The 15,895-nt window shown below is 45.8% G+C and carries 14 protein-coding genes; 12 read left to right on the top strand and 2 right to left on the bottom strand.

The window, feature by feature from the left end; all coding sequences use genetic code 11:
* Nucleotide 1: 1 nt before the first annotated feature.
* A complete protein-coding gene (gene recJ, locus MHH89_RS15770) occupies nt 2–2,404 on the top strand; it encodes a single-stranded-DNA-specific exonuclease RecJ (RefSeq protein WP_340011084.1) in 2,403 nt (800 codons plus the stop codon).
* A gap of 144 nt (nt 2,405–2,548) precedes the next feature.
* Nucleotides 2,549–3,067: an adenine phosphoribosyltransferase gene (locus tag MHH89_RS15765; protein WP_036677647.1), complete on the top strand. Its 519-nt coding sequence runs from the start codon at nt 2,549–2,551 to the stop codon at nt 3,065–3,067.
* A gap of 252 nt (nt 3,068–3,319) precedes the next feature.
* On the opposite strand, the gene uraA is transcribed toward MHH89_RS15765, so the two are convergent.
* Nucleotides 3,320–4,633 (bottom strand): uracil permease, encoded by a 1,314-nt coding sequence (gene uraA / locus MHH89_RS15760; RefSeq protein ID WP_038572987.1) that lies wholly within the window; start codon nt 4,631–4,633, stop codon nt 3,320–3,322.
* A 313-nt stretch (nt 4,634–4,946) separates the two neighbouring features.
* Between uraA and MHH89_RS15755 the strand changes: the two genes are divergently transcribed.
* The 10 genes from MHH89_RS15755 to MHH89_RS15710 all read left to right on the top strand — a co-directional run bounded on the left by MHH89_RS15755 (nt 4,947) and on the right by MHH89_RS15710 (nt 15,185).
* Nucleotides 4,947–7,127 carry a RelA/SpoT family protein gene (locus tag MHH89_RS15755; protein ID WP_036677643.1) on the top strand — a complete coding sequence of 727 codons (2,181 nt, stop codon included), beginning with the start codon at nt 4,947–4,949 and terminating at the stop codon, nt 7,125–7,127.
* A 21-nt stretch (nt 7,128–7,148) separates the two neighbouring features.
* Nucleotides 7,149–7,592 (top strand): D-aminoacyl-tRNA deacylase, encoded by a 444-nt coding sequence (gene dtd / locus MHH89_RS15750; protein WP_036677641.1) that lies wholly within the window; start codon nt 7,149–7,151, stop codon nt 7,590–7,592.
* Between the two features lie 133 nt (nt 7,593–7,725).
* The gene (locus MHH89_RS15745) at nt 7,726–7,881 is read left to right on the top strand and encodes a hypothetical protein (protein ID WP_179087027.1); all 156 of its coding nucleotides are present in this window, start codon (nt 7,726–7,728) and stop codon (nt 7,879–7,881) included.
* Nucleotides 7,882–8,031: 150 nt separating this feature from the next.
* Nucleotides 8,032–8,541, top strand: coding sequence for a type 1 glutamine amidotransferase domain-containing protein (locus MHH89_RS15740; protein ID WP_076105448.1), 510 nt, complete (start codon nt 8,032–8,034; stop codon nt 8,539–8,541).
* Nucleotides 8,542–8,589: 48 nt separating this feature from the next.
* The gene (locus MHH89_RS15735) at nt 8,590–9,039 is read left to right on the top strand and encodes a hypothetical protein (protein ID WP_036677637.1); all 450 of its coding nucleotides are present in this window, start codon (nt 8,590–8,592) and stop codon (nt 9,037–9,039) included.
* 367 nt (nt 9,040–9,406) lie between these two features.
* Nucleotides 9,407–9,544, top strand: a complete 138-nt coding sequence (locus MHH89_RS15730; protein ID WP_155288182.1) for a hypothetical protein — start codon at nt 9,407–9,409, stop codon at nt 9,542–9,544.
* Between the two features lie 192 nt (nt 9,545–9,736).
* Complete coding sequence (gene hisS, locus MHH89_RS15725; protein ID WP_076281194.1) at nt 9,737–10,990, top strand: histidine--tRNA ligase; 1,254 nt, start codon at nt 9,737–9,739, stop codon at nt 10,988–10,990.
* A 55-nt stretch (nt 10,991–11,045) separates the two neighbouring features.
* Nucleotides 11,046–12,830 (top strand): aspartate--tRNA ligase, encoded by a 1,785-nt coding sequence (gene aspS, locus MHH89_RS15720; RefSeq protein ID WP_076193219.1) that lies wholly within the window; start codon nt 11,046–11,048, stop codon nt 12,828–12,830.
* A 61-nt stretch (nt 12,831–12,891) separates the two neighbouring features.
* Nucleotides 12,892–13,647 (top strand): tRNA threonylcarbamoyladenosine dehydratase, encoded by a 756-nt coding sequence (locus MHH89_RS15715; RefSeq protein ID WP_076277219.1) that lies wholly within the window; start codon nt 12,892–12,894, stop codon nt 13,645–13,647.
* Between the two features lie 239 nt (nt 13,648–13,886).
* Complete coding sequence (locus tag MHH89_RS15710; RefSeq protein ID WP_036677630.1) at nt 13,887–15,185, top strand: NCS2 family permease; 1,299 nt, start codon at nt 13,887–13,889, stop codon at nt 15,183–15,185.
* Between the two features lie 42 nt (nt 15,186–15,227).
* Here the strand turns inward: MHH89_RS15710 and MHH89_RS15705 are convergent, their stop codons facing one another.
* Nucleotides 15,228–15,878: a hypothetical protein gene (locus tag MHH89_RS15705; RefSeq protein ID WP_144024613.1), complete on the bottom strand. Its 651-nt coding sequence runs from the start codon at nt 15,876–15,878 to the stop codon at nt 15,228–15,230.
* Nucleotides 15,879–15,895 lie beyond the last annotated feature (17 nt).

Raw genomic sequence — 15,895 nt, 5'->3', positions numbered from 1 at the left:
ATTGCTTTATTCAAAAACAAGATGGCAATCTCCGGCAGCCAATCCCGACACAGTTAGGGATATGGCCCGGAGCCTTTCTATTTCTCCACTCTTATCCTCACTATTAGTAAATAGAGGAATGAACACGCCTCATGAAGCTCTAAGCTTTATGGATGGCAGTGAGGAAGAACAGCATGATCCGTTCCTACTCAAAGGAATGGCTGAAGCGGTTCCTAGAATTAGAAAGGCTTTAAAAGATGAAGAACATATTCTTATTTATGGCGATTATGATGCCGACGGGGTGTCCAGCACAGCACTTATGATTCATCTGCTGCGCTATTTAGGCGCTTCCTTTGATATTTATATCCCACACCGCTCTAACGAGGGTTATGGGCTGCATAATCATGCCCTGGATTGGGCTTTACAGCAAGGTGTCTCCTTAATCATTACAGTAGATACTGGCATTAGCGCTTATCATCAGGTTGCTTACGCTAATGAACTGGGGATCGATGTGATCGTTACGGATCACCATGAACCTCCTGAGCTTTTGCCAGAAGCCTATACGCTTATTAATCCCAAGCTGCCAGATTGCCCTTATCCGTTCAAAGGATTAGCGGGTGTAGGTGTGGCTTATAAGCTTGCTCAGGCTATTCTAGGGGAAGAGACTCCCACAGAATGGGCAGAGATTGCAGCGATAGGAACGGTTGCGGATTTAATGCCGCTGCTTGGCGAGAACCGTGAGATTGTTAGAAATGGCTTGGAAAGTATGCGCCATTCAAGTTTCCCGGGGATTCGTGCCTTACTCGCTGTCAGCGGTGTGAACATGAGCACTGTGAGTGCGGTCAATATCGCTTTTGGCATGGCGCCGCGCATCAATGCCAGTGGTCGTCTGGATCATGCTGGACGGGCTGTGTCCCTCCTCACTACCGAGCATGCGGCTGAGGCAGAGCAGCTAGCTGGAGAGCTTGACCTGCTTAACAAAGAACGCCAATTGGTGGTAGAAAGAATTGTTGTTGAGGCCACTGCCAAGCTGGAGCAGATGACACAGGGTGGCGAAATCCCAGACATCATTGTTCTTGCTGATCATGGCTGGAATGTAGGTGTGGTAGGTATAGTGGCTTCCAAACTACTGGAGCGTTATTATCGGCCTGTGATCATTCTGGATATACATCCAGAGACCGGAATGTGCAAAGGTTCTGCTCGCTCCATACCTGGACTTGATATCTACGCTGCACTTTCTTCTTGTTCTGATTTAATGGATCATTTTGGAGGTCATCCAGCCGCTGCGGGAATGAGCCTGCATCGGGATGGATTAGAAGCCTTTGCTGCAGCATTAAATGAATATGCGTCCGGGGTGTTAACGCCAGAGCATTTCGTTCCTGTTGCTTCCGCTGATGCAGAGGTGTCAATCTCGGATTTATCACTGCAGACCGCGCTAGAATTGGAAAGGCTTGCACCTTTCGGAATGTCTAATCCGTTGCCGAAGTTTATTATTCGTGGGGCTACCGTGAAAGAGACACGTACAATGGGTCAAGATGGAAAACACCTGAAGATTGTATTGCAGCAGGGGAAAAACAGCATTGAAGCCTTGGCGTTTGGTAAAGGCGCTTTATCCAGGCTGCTACCGGCGGGTACTACGATCAACGTGTTAGCTGAGCTGTCGATCAATGAATGGAATGGCTCACGCAAATCACAGCTGATGCTGCAGGATTTATCTGTGCAGGATGCCCAGTTATTCGATCTTCGTGGTGCTGCTGACGCCGTACGGCAAGCCGCACATATTAGAGAACTACTTCTTCCTTATAGTGGTGCGGGTCCGTATCGAGCTGCTGCAGTGTTTCAGAACGGACGTAGTACGCCTGCAAGTGAATTGATAGGAATGTCTTTATGGGTATATGATAAAGAAGCTGGCATTAGCGCTGCTGTTAAGGATGAGCCCCTTCAGGAGTCAGGGCATGTCTCTCTGTTATGCATACTGGATATGCCGGAGACTCCTGAACAACTGGATGCGCTGCTCCAAACCTTCCCTAATGCTGATAATATTGCGTTATTGCATTCTATCAAGGATGGCCGAGAACGACTTATTACTCCGACACGGGATCATTTCAAAATACTATATAAACTGTTGGCTTCGATCACCTCAGTTGCAACGCCTGAGAACGAAGTTTTGCTGCGGTTAAGCCGCCAGTCCTCGTTAAGTATCCGCATGCTTAACAACATGCTTGATGTGTTTGAGGAGCTTGATTTTATTAAAAGAAGTCAGGGAAGTGTGGCGTTTATTACTCAGCCAGTAGCTAAAAGTCTGACAGCATCGAGTCATTTTGTTAGACTGGGACAGATGGCGGAGATGGAGCAATACTTCATGGAGGGCAGCCTGTCAGAGTTACAGGACTGGATGTTATCGCGTCGTTTAGGCGTATCATAATCCATGCGAATATGAGATGCTGAGCGTACCCAATGGTGTATAAAAATGCAACGCTCATATAACAAAGCGAATGCTTACGAAGCAAGTTTTGCCGATCTGAAATCAAAGCAGCTATGCTAACAAAACTTATAGGAGATGATAAATTTGGATTTTAAAGATAGTATTCGTGTGATTCCTGATTTCCCTAAAGAAGGTATTAGTTTTAAAGATATCACCACATTGCTTAAAGACGGTGAGGCTTACCGCCAAGCGATTGACGCGTTGAAAGCTCTCGTAGCGCATTTGGAAATCGACGTTATCGCTGGACCAGAAGCACGTGGCTTCGTAGTTGGAGCACCTCTTGCTTATGCGATGGGGGTAGGTTTTGTGCCGATTCGTAAAAGTGGTAAGCTTCCATATGAGACTATAGAGGTAGGTTATGATCTTGAGTATGGCAAGGACACCCTTGCTGTTCACACAGATGCCATCAAGCCTGGTCAAAAAGTATTGATCGCTGATGATTTATTGGCTACTGGTGGAACCATTGCTACTTCGGTTAACCTTGTAGAACAGCTTGGCGGTAAAGTGGTAGGTGCTGCTTTTCTGATTGAGCTGGTTGAGCTTGCTGGGCGTAATAAGCTTTCTGGAGTTGAAGTTCTTTCCTTGGTGAATTACGAGGATTAATCTTGTGAAGTTTGTCTTTTCCCGGGAAATAAACGGGGATTCGGCGCTCGAATTATGCTGAAAAGTGCAAAGATTAGCGCGTGACGCAAAGGGTGGAAGTTAAACATTAATTGGAAAATGTAAGATAATAACAGCAGCTGTCTGCCTTGTGGCGGAGAGTTGCTGTTTTGTATCTGAGTTAATAAAAAAAGCTGCCCAAGTCCATAAATGGATGTTGGAGCAGCTTTTTTAAAATTCTATTTTTACAATCGATTAATGGGCAGTTTTATCACTTTCTCCGCCATCATTAGACAGTCCAAGCACTTCAATGAGTTTGAAGAACAATGCCAATACGATACCAACAATTGTAGCCAGCGCCATACCACTTAGTTTAACGTTGCCCATAGTAAGGGTTGTACCACTGATTCCGACAACGAGTACCAACGTAGCCATGATCATGTTCGTAGCTTTGGAAAAATCAACTTTTTGCTCAACGAAAATACGTAATCCGGAAGCCGCAATTACACCAAACAGCAACAGGGATACACCACCCATTACAGGGGTTGGAATATTAGCGATGACGGAGGAGAAAGTACCAGAGAATGAAAGCAGAATAGCAATCACCGCTGCGCCGCCGATTACATATACCGAATATACTTTAGTCAACGCCATTACCCCGATATTTTCACCGTAGGTTGTATTTGGAGTAGAACCGATAAAACCGGAGATAATTGTAGATATCCCGTTCCCCATCAGAGAGCGGTCAAGTCCAGGATCTTTTGCCAAGTCTCTGCCGACAATATTGCTTGTAACAAGTAAATGTCCAATATGCTCAACAATAACAACTAATGATACCGGGATAATAGTGAATATTACATTCCAATCAAATGAAGGAGTAACAATGGAAGGATGCGCTAAAAATTTTGCATTAGAGATAGCAGCGGTATCCACCATTTTCAAAATATATGCTAAACCATAACCAGTGACGATACCAATAAGGATGTGAATGATTTTTGGAAAACCGCGGAAGAGTACAGCTCCAATTACAGTTACACCAAGTGTCACCATAGAAAGTGCGATTGTTTTGCCATCTGGAGTCCAGTCTGCAACTGCAACGCCTTCAGGAGCAATAAGTCCTGCCATTCGTGCGGCAACAGGTACAAGTTCAAGTCCGATCGTAGCTACGATAGCTCCCATTACTGCCGGAGGGAAAACAACATCAATCCATTTGGTTCCTGCATAACGAATGATCAATGCCACGAGCACGAATATAATACCAGTGACGATAAAAGCACCCAAAGCAAGCGAGTATCCTTTCATGTGATCATTTGGGTAACGACTGAGTACTGACAATACCGGTGCAATAAAGGCAAAGCTGGAACCAAGGTACGCAGGGATTTTACCACGACAGATCCAAATGTACAGCAATGTACCGATACCATTCATAAGCAAAATCATTCCAGGGTCGACCCCGAACAAGTTAGGCACTAGCACTGTACTGCCAAACATGGCAAACAAATGCTGGAGACTTAATAGAAAGCCTGGGCCCCATGGAAGTTTTTCGTTAACTTGAATTTCGCGTTGCAATGGAGTTCACTCCTCTTTCTTATCTGATATTAGGTTGTCCGGCGAAAATCCGCCTTTACTAGATTAAATAGAACTTGGCTTTTTTACAACAACATTTTTACAAGTGTTATTAATTTGTCCGAATTTAATTACTTTTACTTCTGGAATACCATGAGATGGCAAGTGTTGACGTAATCCTCCTTAAGCCTCATAATTATAGACAACTTTGAATAAGGGCGTAAGTAAGCTTGGACAAATGAAATGATTGGAACCTGCAGATTTTTGAACAGTTGCGGGTTCATTTTATTATAGAAAGGAATCGGATACGACGAGAATGGGCATTGAGCGATTAATTGATAAGGCTGGCGCCTATATAAAAGATAAAGATCTTCTCCGCATCCGGGAAGCTTATGAATTTGCCGATCAGGCTCATCACGGGCAGATCCGCAAGTCGGGGGAGCCATACATTCTGCATCCGCTGGCGGTGGCAGATATTGTCGTCAATATGCAAATGGATGTTATATCTATTGTTGCAGCGCTTTTGCATGATGTGGTGGAAGATACGACGGTCTCACTGGAACAAATCCGCGCTAAATTTGGCGATACCTGCGCAATGCTTGTTGACGGCTTAACGAAGCTGGAACGCATTCGCTTTCGCTCAAAGGAAGAGCAGCAGAACGAGAATTACCGCAAAATGTTTATTGCTATGGCCCAGGATATCCGGGTCATTGTCATTAAACTGGCGGACCGTCTGCATAATATGCGAACGTTAAAATACCAATCTGAAGAGAGCCAGCGCCGTATTTCTTATGAGACGTTGGAGATCTTCTGTCCTGTAGCTGACCGGCTGGGGATTTCCGCGATTAAGTGGGAGATGGAGGATATTGCGCTTCGTTACTTGAACCCGCAGCAGTATTACCGGATTGCTAATCTGGTGCATAAGAAGCGGGCTGAACGTGAGCAATTTATCGACAGCGTAATTGGCCGTATTCGTGCCAAGCTGGATGAAATGGGCATTGAAGGTGATCTTTCCGGTCGCCCGAAGCATATTTACAGTGTTTATAACAAAATGAGCACAAAAAATAAGCAGTTTAATGAAATTTATGACCTGCTGGCCATTCGTATCATTGTGGATAATATCAAGGACTGTTATGCAACCCTTGGAATTATTCATACCTTATGGAAGCCAATGCCGGGGCGTTTTAAAGATTATATAGCTATGCCAAAAGCCAATATGTATCAATCTCTGCATACTACTGTGGTAGGACCAGGCGGAGAGCCTACTGAGGTGCAAATTCGCACCTGGGAAATGCACCGCACGGCAGAATACGGGATAGCCGCACACTGGGCATACAAAGAAGGCAGCAGTAATAATGCTAATCCGGAGAATCGGATGCCTTTCTTTCGCGAAATATTGGAGCTGCAGCATGAAGCTAAGGATGCCGAAGAGTTCGTAAAATCACTAAAAATGGATTTTTTCTCAGACCTCGTGTTTGTATTTACTCCTAAAGGTGAGGTTATTGAGCTTCCTGCTGGTTCTGTGCCTCTTGACTTCGCGTTCCGCATTCATACAGAAGTGGGCAATCGTACGATTGGTTCCAAGGTGAATGGGCGGATCGTGCCGCTTGATCACAAGCTGAAGACGGGCGATATTGTTGAGATTTTGACGTCTAAGCATTCTTACGGACCTAGCCGTGACTGGCTCAAAATTGCACAATCCTCTCACGCAAGAAGCAAAATTAAACAATGGTTCAAAAAAGAAAAACGTGAGGAAAATGTCGAAAAAGGTCGCGAAGCGATTGAACGTGAGCTGAAGCGCCTGAATGTTGAAGTTTCCGAGTGGATTTCTGATGAAAAACTGTTGGAAGCTGCGAAAAAATTTGCTTTTAATGATGTAGAGGATATGTTGTCTGCCGTTGGTTTTGGTGGGATTACCGCTTCGCAGATTGCCTCCCGTTTGACGGAGAAGCTGCGCAAGGAGCAGGAAGAAGCTGCTAACCACTTGGAGCTTACTTCAGAGATGAAGGAGATCAAGTCTTCCGGCGAGAGACGAAATCAACCCACCAATGGCGTTAGTGTAAAAGGAATTGAAAACTTACTTGTTCGTTTTGCACGATGTTGCAACCCGGTTCCGGGTGACGACATTGTAGGTTATGTTACACGGGGCCGGGGCGTATCTGTACACCGCCAGGATTGTCCTAACATTCCGGGTGAAGGTGACGGAGAAGAAGCAGCTAGAGTGATTGAAGTGGAATGGGAAGGCACGATGGAAGCAAACTATAGTGTGGATATTGAGATTACAGGCCATGATCGCAATGGACTGCTCAATGAAGTACTGCAGGCTGTGTCCGAGAGCAAAACGAACATTTCAGCGGTCACTGGGCGCTCTGACAAGAATAAGATGGCAATGATTCATATGACCATCCTTATTCGTAATACGGAGCATCTGCAATCCGTTGTAGATAAAGTGAAACGAGTCAAGGATGTATATACAGTGAATCGGATCATGCAATAAGGCAAGGAGCGAAGTAGTGCGATGAGAGTTGTAGTACAGCGTTGTAAGGACGCCAAAGTAACCGTGGATGAGACAGTGACCGGAGCGATTGGCAATGGCCTGATGCTGCTTGTCGGCGTTACCCATGAAGATACAGAGAAGGATGCCAAATATTTAGCGGATAAAATAGCTGGACTGCGTATTTTTGAAGATGATGCTGGCAAAATGAACTATAGTGTCACGGATACTAACGGGGCTATTCTTTCAGTGTCCCAGTTTACTTTATACGGAGATTGCCGTAAGGGAAGACGGCCGAATTTCATGGGAGCTGCAGCTCCTGCGGAGGCCGAGCGTCTTTATGATTATTTTAATCAAGAGCTTAGAGCTGGAGGTCTTCAGGTGGAGACGGGCATATTTGGAGCGATGATGGATGTGTCGCTGACCAATTGGGGCCCAGTTACTCTCATTCTGGATAGCCGCAGCTAACGAAATAGAGGATGTCGAAGATTGCTTCTGGCCGGAGCTAACTTTCGACATCTTTTTTTTATGCGGATAGAGCTTCTTTGGGCTGGATAAACTAAATGCAGGCAGATATCACGCATAAGGCAGGAGTTTAAGAATGAGACAATCACAGAAGGCATGGGTATGGAGAAGTCTCCCGGCACTACCGACTGGGAGTCCTATGGAAGCCTGTGCATTAGCCAAAAAGCTAGACGGCGAGACCGAACCACTAGTGATGAAGGGAAGAAGCCGCAATCTCTTGCCGCGTACCTGAAGCGGGTGGAAAATGCGGCTTTTTCGGTGTTGTGAAGGAAGCCTTTTTTCCGATTAAAGGTTAGAAAGCATCCTCATAAGGGTAATAGACCACAAGAAAGAATAATTAGAACATCATTAATTGCTAAAGACAGAGAGGAGAAACTATTACATGAGTAACGTTGCTTTCTTACTGGCTAATGATTTTGAAGATTCTGAAATGAAGGTTCCTTATGATGAAATTATAAAGGCAGGACATCAAGCTGACATTATTGGTTTGAAAAAAGGGGAGACCTTGCTAGGTAAAAAGAAAGAAGTCTCCTACGCAGCAGACAAGGCGATCGCCGATGTTCAAGCAAGTGATTATGACGCGATTGTCATCCCGGGTGGTTCTTCCCCCGAGAATTTACGGCAAAATGCTGATATTTTGAAGTTTGTAAAAGAAGCAAATGAAGCAGGCAAGCCTATCGCCTCTATTTGCCACGGACCGCAAATTCTGATCAGTGCAGACTTGCTTAAGGGACGCACCATTACCTCTTATCCTCCGCTGAAGGATGATGTTGTGAATGCCGGCGCGGAGTTTAAGGATGAGGAAGTTGTGGTTGATCGCAATTACATTACTTCGCGTACACCAAAAGATGAGCCTGCATTTGTTCGTGAAATATTGAAGGTCCTGAAATAAATAAGTATTTTTTATTTTAGAGTCTTATAATCCAAGGAGGTAATGGCAATGAGCAGAAAAATCCAAGCGTATTTCAGAACTGAAAATGAAGCAGAAGGCGCAAAAACAGCATTGATTAGCTATAAGGTGGATGGCTTGGAGGTTTGGCCACTCACAGACCCTATCGGCAATGATCGTAATATTCTGTTTCCAATCATTCCACTGGATAGTGCATCTGTAGTCGCAGGCACAACTGGAACGCTTGGAACGGCTAGCACACCTGCAGCTGGAGCTATGCTGGTCCCTGGCATTGCCGCTTCTGACACTCGGGCTGACCCTGAAACACATTATAGTGTGAATGAAGATCAGGTTAGTGCGAACGTGGCAGAAGGAGATCTCGAAGATGGGGATTTAAGTGAACTTCGTTATGTGATGGAGCTAAGTATAGCAGAAGAGAATTATAATGAAGTTGTGGAAATCCTTCGGGGCAAAGGGGCCTATGTTGAACAATTCGAATAGTATTCTATTAAAAATAAACCGCTTTCATGGAATGTAATATAATCGTAATATTACGTACATGATTCCTTAATATAGCGTGTTTATAATAAAGGCATGACCCCCTTTTTAATAATATATGATGATGGACCTGCAGCATTCGGCTGCAGGTCATTTTTTTTATTACAATATAATTGCTGAATAAAAAACTCGGAAGCTGTCAAAATTTATACCAGGCATCCTTTTTACTACCTTGACTTTAATGCAGTAGTTCAGTAGAATATTAACAATATACGATTTTATCATATGGTTTTGATGACGGGACCAAGTAATTCGAGAACCCACAACTCCAGAGAAGAATCCCTTGTCGATTCGGATGACATCTACTTAAGTGGATGATGAACCGGTATCGCTTGGCTGCAAGGATTCTGTTGATGAGCGAATGAATGACCTCCCCGAGAACGTACGGCGAAAGTGGGCAGTATTGATTGCCGCGATCAGTAGCCGTTTACGCGTAGGCGGGCGTTAACCGCTTTGAGCGGCTTCAGTATATTTTTACTGATCCGGAATGTGGGTGGTACCACGTGGTGTATTATTGGTTATGATAATCCCTCGTCCCTGTTTTTTTATAAAACAGGGCGAGGGATTTTTTGCTTTTTCTGCAATAGAAACAGATGAAGAGAACAGCTTTAGAGGGGTTATTTTTTAGGAGGGATAGACTGTGGCTAAAGAAAGATTCGAGAAACCAACAGGAACGCAGGACGTGCTTCCGGGTGCTGTGGAGAAATGGCAGTATATTGAGGGGAAGGCCAGAGATTTATGCCGCCGTTTTAACTACCGGGAAATTCGCACACCTATGTTTGAGCACACAGGGTTATTCGAACGTGGAGTAGGCGAAACAACGGATATTGTGGAAGGCGAAATGTATACGTTCAAGGACAAAGGCGACCGTGATTTGGCTCTTCGTCCAGAAGGAACGGCTGGTGTCGTGCGGGCTTACGTTCAGAACAAGCTATACGGTGAACCTGATGTAAGCAAGCTGTATTATATCGGTCCTATGTTCCGTTATGAGCGTCCGCAGGCCGGAAGATATCGCCAGTTCCATCAGTTTGGGATTGAGGCGTTTGGGGCCGTGGATCCGGCTATTGATGCAGAAGTAATCTCTATGGGCTATCAATTCTATAAGGATCTAGGTCTTAAGGATGTAAGAGTGGAGCTTAATTCCGTGGGTAATGCACCAAGCCGTGCGGCTTACCGGGAGAAGCTGCTGGGATTCCTTAGACCGATGAAGGATAACCTCTGCAGTGACTGTCAGCGTCGAATCGAGCGTAATCCGCTTCGTGTGCTCGATTGCAAGGTGGATCAGGATAAATTTACAGATGCGCCTTCCATTTTGGACAGTTTGGATGATGAATGCATAACTCATTTTGAGAAGGTTAAGATGCATCTCGACATCATGGGTGTGGAGTTCACGATTAATCCTCGTCTTGTACGTGGTTTGGATTATTACACGCATACTGCCTTTGAATATAAAGCAGCTGGCATTGGCTCTATTGATACCGTAGGCGGCGGAGGCCGTTACAACGGTTTGGTTGAAGAAATCGGTGGACCGGATCAACCGGGTATTGGTTTTGGGATCGGGCTGGAGCGTATTCTTCTTATTCTGGAAGATCAGAAGGTAGAGCTGGAGACTGCGAAGCCACTGGATGTGTATTTTGTAGCTCTTGGCGATGAGGCTGACATTGAAATCTCTAAGCAGCTATACTTTCTGCGTAGCCAAGGGTTCTCGGCAGAACGCGACTACCTCGGCCGGAAGATGAAGGCGCAGATGAAGTCAGCTGACCGTATGTCGGCACGTTATACTGCGATTCTTGGCGAAGACGAGCTGAAGAATGGTGTAATTGCGCTGAAGTCGATGAGCACAGGGGAACAGCAGACTGTGAAGCTCGAAGAGCTGGCTCAGGCGTTGGTATAGAAGAAGATTTTTTAAGTAGAAATGTATTTTTAAATAAAAAGGGGAATGGTGAATTATGCAAAGAAGTCATAACTGTGGGCAATTAACACCAGAACATATTGGACAAACGGTAACCTTGAACGGATGGGTCCAGACCCGCCGCGACCTTGGGGGTGTACTTTTTATTGACCTGCGTGACAGAAGCGGTATTGTGCAAGTTGTATTCAACCCGGACTACTCCGGCGAAGCACTGCAAATTGCGGATAAGGTTCGCAGTGAGTATGTTTTGGCTGTCAAAGGAAAAGTGGTTAAACGTGATGAAGAAACCATTAACCGCAATCTGCCAACAGGTGAGATTGAAGTTCAAATTACAGATATCGAAGTGCTGAACGCTGCTAAGACCCCTCCATTCTTCATCGAAGATGGAGTGGAAGTAGACGAATCTCTTCGCCTGAAATATCGTTACCTGGATCTGCGTCGTCCAGAAATGCAAAAAACATTGTTGCTACGCTCGAAAGCTTCTAAGATTTTCCGCGATTTCCTTGACAGTGAAGGATTTATTGATGTAGAAACACCAATCCTAACTAAGAGCTCACCGGAAGGTGCGCGTGATTATTTGGTGCCAAGCCGTGTGCATGAAGGCGAATTTTTCGCATTGCCACAATCTCCACAAATCTACAAGCAGCTATTGATGGTGGGTGGCGTTGAACGCTATTATCAAATTGCTCGTTGTTTCCGTGATGAAGATTTGCGTGCTGACCGTCAGCCGGAATTTACACAAGTGGACATCGAGACTTCATTCCTGTCTCAGGATGAGCTGCTTGGCATGATGGAGAACCTGATGCAACGTCTGTTTAAAGAAACTGTAGGAGCGGATATTCAACTTCCATTCCAACGTTTGACTTATGCTGAGGCTATGGGCAAATACGGTTCAGACAAACCTGACCTGCGTTTTGGATTAGAGCTTGTGGAAATGAACGATATTGTTGCCACAAGTGGCGTAAAGGTATTCGCTTCCGTGATCGAAAAAGGCGGAGAAGTGAAATGTCTAAATGCTAAAGGCTGTGGGACTTGGACTCGTAAAGAAATCGATGATCTCGGACCTTATGCTGCGCGTTATGGAGCGAAAGGTTTGGCTTGGATTCAAGTGAAAGACGGCGAGTTCAAAGGGCCGATTGTCAAATTCTTCACTGAAGAAGAAATTGCCGCTGTGAAGGAGCGTACAGGCGCTGAAGAAGGCGACCTACTGTTGTTCTCCGCTGATACCAAAAAGGTTGTAGCGGACGTTCTAGGTGCCCTTCGTGTCAAAATCGGACGTCAGCTGGGTCTGATCGACGATAACGTGTTCAAGTTCGCTTGGGTGACTGACTTCCCATTGCTTGGTTATGATGAAGATCAGAAACGTTATGTAGCAGAACACCATCCGTTCACTCGTCCACGTGAAGAGGATCTTCATCTGTTCGACACAGATCCAGGTGCAATTCGTGCACAAGCCTACGATATCGTTCTGAACGGTTATGAAGTAGGCGGCGGCTCCATGCGGATTTACAAACGTGAAGTACAGGAAAAAATGTTCCAAGCTCTCGGCTTCTCAGATGAGGTTGCTTACGAGAAATTTGGTTACCTGATGGATGCGTTCGAATATGGTACACCTCCACATGGTGGTATTGCCTTCGGTTTAGATCGTCTAATTATGCTGCTGGCGGGCCGTACAAATCTGCGCGAAACCATCGCATTCCCGAAAACAGCAAGTGCAACGGACCTGCTTATGGATGCACCTGCACCAGTAGACGGTTCACAATTGGAGCAACTGCATATTAAGCTGGCTCTTAAACCAAAGAAAGAAAAAGAAAAAGAATAATTAAATAAAGCGGGCGAGGCAGATTTCTGCTTCGCCATAGCTTTTGAAGGAGGCTGACCTCATGCTGCATCAGTTCTCACGTACGGAACTGGCGATCGGACCGGAAGGTCTGGAGATTATGAAGAACAGCACAGTAGCGGTACTTGGTATCGGCGGTGTTGGCGGTATGGCTGTTGAGGCATTGGCTCGTAGCGGGATCGGCAGACTGATCCTGATTGATAAGGATTCCGTCGACATTACCAATGTGAATCGGCAGATCCACGCACTTACTACTACGGTTGGGCAAAAGAAAGCCGAACTGATGGTAGACCGTGTGAGGCTGATTAATCCGGAATGTGAAGCAATTGCGCTGAACATGTTCTATACGGAAGAAACCTATGAGGAACTGTTCAAGCTGAAACCGGATTATGTGATCGATGCCTCGGATACGATTATCTACAAGGTCCATTTGATTAAAGAATGTCTGGCACGTGGAATTCCTATGATTTCAAGCATGGGTGCTGCCAACAAAATGGATCCTACAAGATTCCAGGTAGCGGACATTTCTAAAACAACGTATGATCCGATTGCCCGGGTCATTCGCCAGAAGCTGCGTAAGGATGGGATTAAGAAAGGCGTGAAGGTGGTTTTCTCAACGGAGCCGCCAATGAAGCCACGTCAGGATGTTACGGACAAGATTGTTCCGGAGAATGCGCCGGATCGACGTAAAGCGAAACAACCGCCAGCCAGCAATTCATTTGTTCCACCGGTAGCCGGCCTAATTATGGTCAGCGTTGCCGTGCGGGATTTGCTTGAGGCTGGAGGCGTCAGCTTGTAAGTGAATTGCTGAGCTGAGGCTGTTTCAATTATAGTTATAGGATTAGAGTAATGGACAAAAGGGCGAGTAGCTGGAATCCGGCTGCGTACGCCCTTTTGTTGTCGTTAAACAGGCGGGTTCTGCAAGAAGCAGGCCACAAATAGGCATAATAGCTGAACCGGGATGAACGGCTGATTATTAGATTTATAATCCGGGTAATATCCGCCTGCGGAACTTAATATCAGTGGAGGTTTTTGTACATGAAATCGAATTTTTGGCGAAATAGTGTGGGGCTTGCGCCTGAGAATGACTGGAAACGGGAATGGGCTGCAGGGATTCTCTCCTATTTTGCTTCAGTTTATATTGTTATGGTGAATGCGACGATTCTCCATGACGCGGGGATGCCGCTTAGACCGGCAATGGTGGCTACACTGTTGACTGCTATTACCGGCTGTCTGCTGATGGCTTTTGGCGGGAAGACGCCTATCATCGTGGTTCCCGGGATGGGGATTAACGCATTTTTCACTTATACGCTTGTTCATTCCATGAAACTGGACTGGAGAGAGGCGCTTACTGTAGTCGTTATAACAGGCGTGTTATTCGCTATCGTGGCCTTTACATCACTTTATCGTATTCTTAGTGAGGCAATTCCCCAAAACCTGCAGCATGCCATTACAGTCGGTATAGGGCTGTTTCTGACCTTTATAGGGCTGCAAAAGAGTGGGATAGTGATTGCCCATCAGACTACTTTTGTTGCCATAGGACATTTTAGTGATCCTGCAGTTATTACATCCTGTGTGACTTTATTGCTGGCTTTAGTGTTATTTATCCGGGGAACTAATGGTGGCCTGCTGATAAGTATGCTGGTTGGTACAGGACTAGCCTATCTGCTGGGAGCTGCACATGCACCGGAAAAACAGGCCTCAGGGCATGTATTCTCAGGTTATGGCGGCCTATTTTTCGGAATGGACTGGAGCGGCATTGTGAGCCTGGTGTTCTGGATTGCTGTATTCCTGTTATTGTTAATCGTTGTATTTGAAAATATCGGTCTTGTAGCCTCGCAGACGATGATGGCAGGCCGTCCAGAACGCTTCAAAAGCAGCCTGCGTGCGCTCTCGCTTGCTAATATCGCCGCAGGTCTTTTCGGAAGCAGTCCGGTCGTGGCCGCTGCAGAATCTAATGCAGGAATAGCTGCGGGCGGGCGTTCGGGTCTCACCTCGCTGGTAACAGGGCTTCTATTCGGGGCGACCTTCTTATTCCTACCGCTGTTATCCTATATTCCCGACAGTGCGATCGCACCGATCCTGATTGTGATCGGCGGGCTAATGGTACAGAATGTGCGTGAGATGGACTTGAGTGATTTGACCGAGCTGTTCCCGTCTTTTCTAATCATGGTTATGATTCCATTCACCTATAGCATCGTGGACGGTATGGCTTTTGGTTTTATTACCTACCCAATTGTGAAGCTGGCGCTGGGCAAAGGGAAGGAAGTGCCACCTGCGTTGTATGGAATTGCTGGTTTGTTTGTGGCTAACTTTATTTTGCAGGCTGTGCTATAGTGCGGCATCCAGTTTCTTTGATTGCGAGGGACCTGTTGCACACTAATTAGCTCTATCAGCCAGCGTTGAAATCAAAGAGGTAATTGCGTGTGCCGCTGATTGAGTCAAATGTGCGTAGACGTCGAAAAGAAAGGGATAAATACCGCTGATTGGAGCTAAATGCGTGTAGATGTCAGAATCAAAGGGAAAAATACCGTTGATTCGAGCCAAATGCGTGGAAGCGTCGAAAACAAAGGGATAAATACCGTTGATTGGAGCGAAATGCGAGCGAACGCCGAAAACAGAGGCGAAAATGCCTCTGATGCGAGCTAAATGTGCCTGGACGTCGAAATCAAAGGCAAAAATGCCTTTGATTGGAGCTAAATGTGTGCGAACGTCGAAAACAGAGGCAAAAATGCCGTTGATTCGAGCCGAACGTGTGCGAACGCCGAAACCAAAGGGATAAATACCGTTGATTGGGGCTAAATGTGCGTAGACGCCGAAATCAAAGGGATAAATACCGTAGATTGGAGCTAAATGCGCGTAGATGCCGAAATCAAAGGCAAAAATGCCTTTGATCGGAGCTAAATGTGTGCGAACGCTGAAAACAGAGGCGAAAATGCCTCTGATGCGAGCTAAATGTGCCTGGACGCCGCAATCAAAAGCAAAAATGCCTCTGATCGGAGCGAAATGTGTGGAAGCGCTCAAAAGCAAAGGCAAAAATGCCTTTG

This window comes from Paenibacillus sp. FSL H7-0323, assembly GCF_038002725.1.
In the GTDB taxonomy this organism is placed as follows: Bacteria; Bacillota; Bacilli; order Paenibacillales; family Paenibacillaceae; genus Paenibacillus_AQ; species Paenibacillus_AQ odorifer.
Note: the sequence above shows the minus strand (reverse complement) of the source record. Positions and strands in the feature narration are given on the sequence as shown.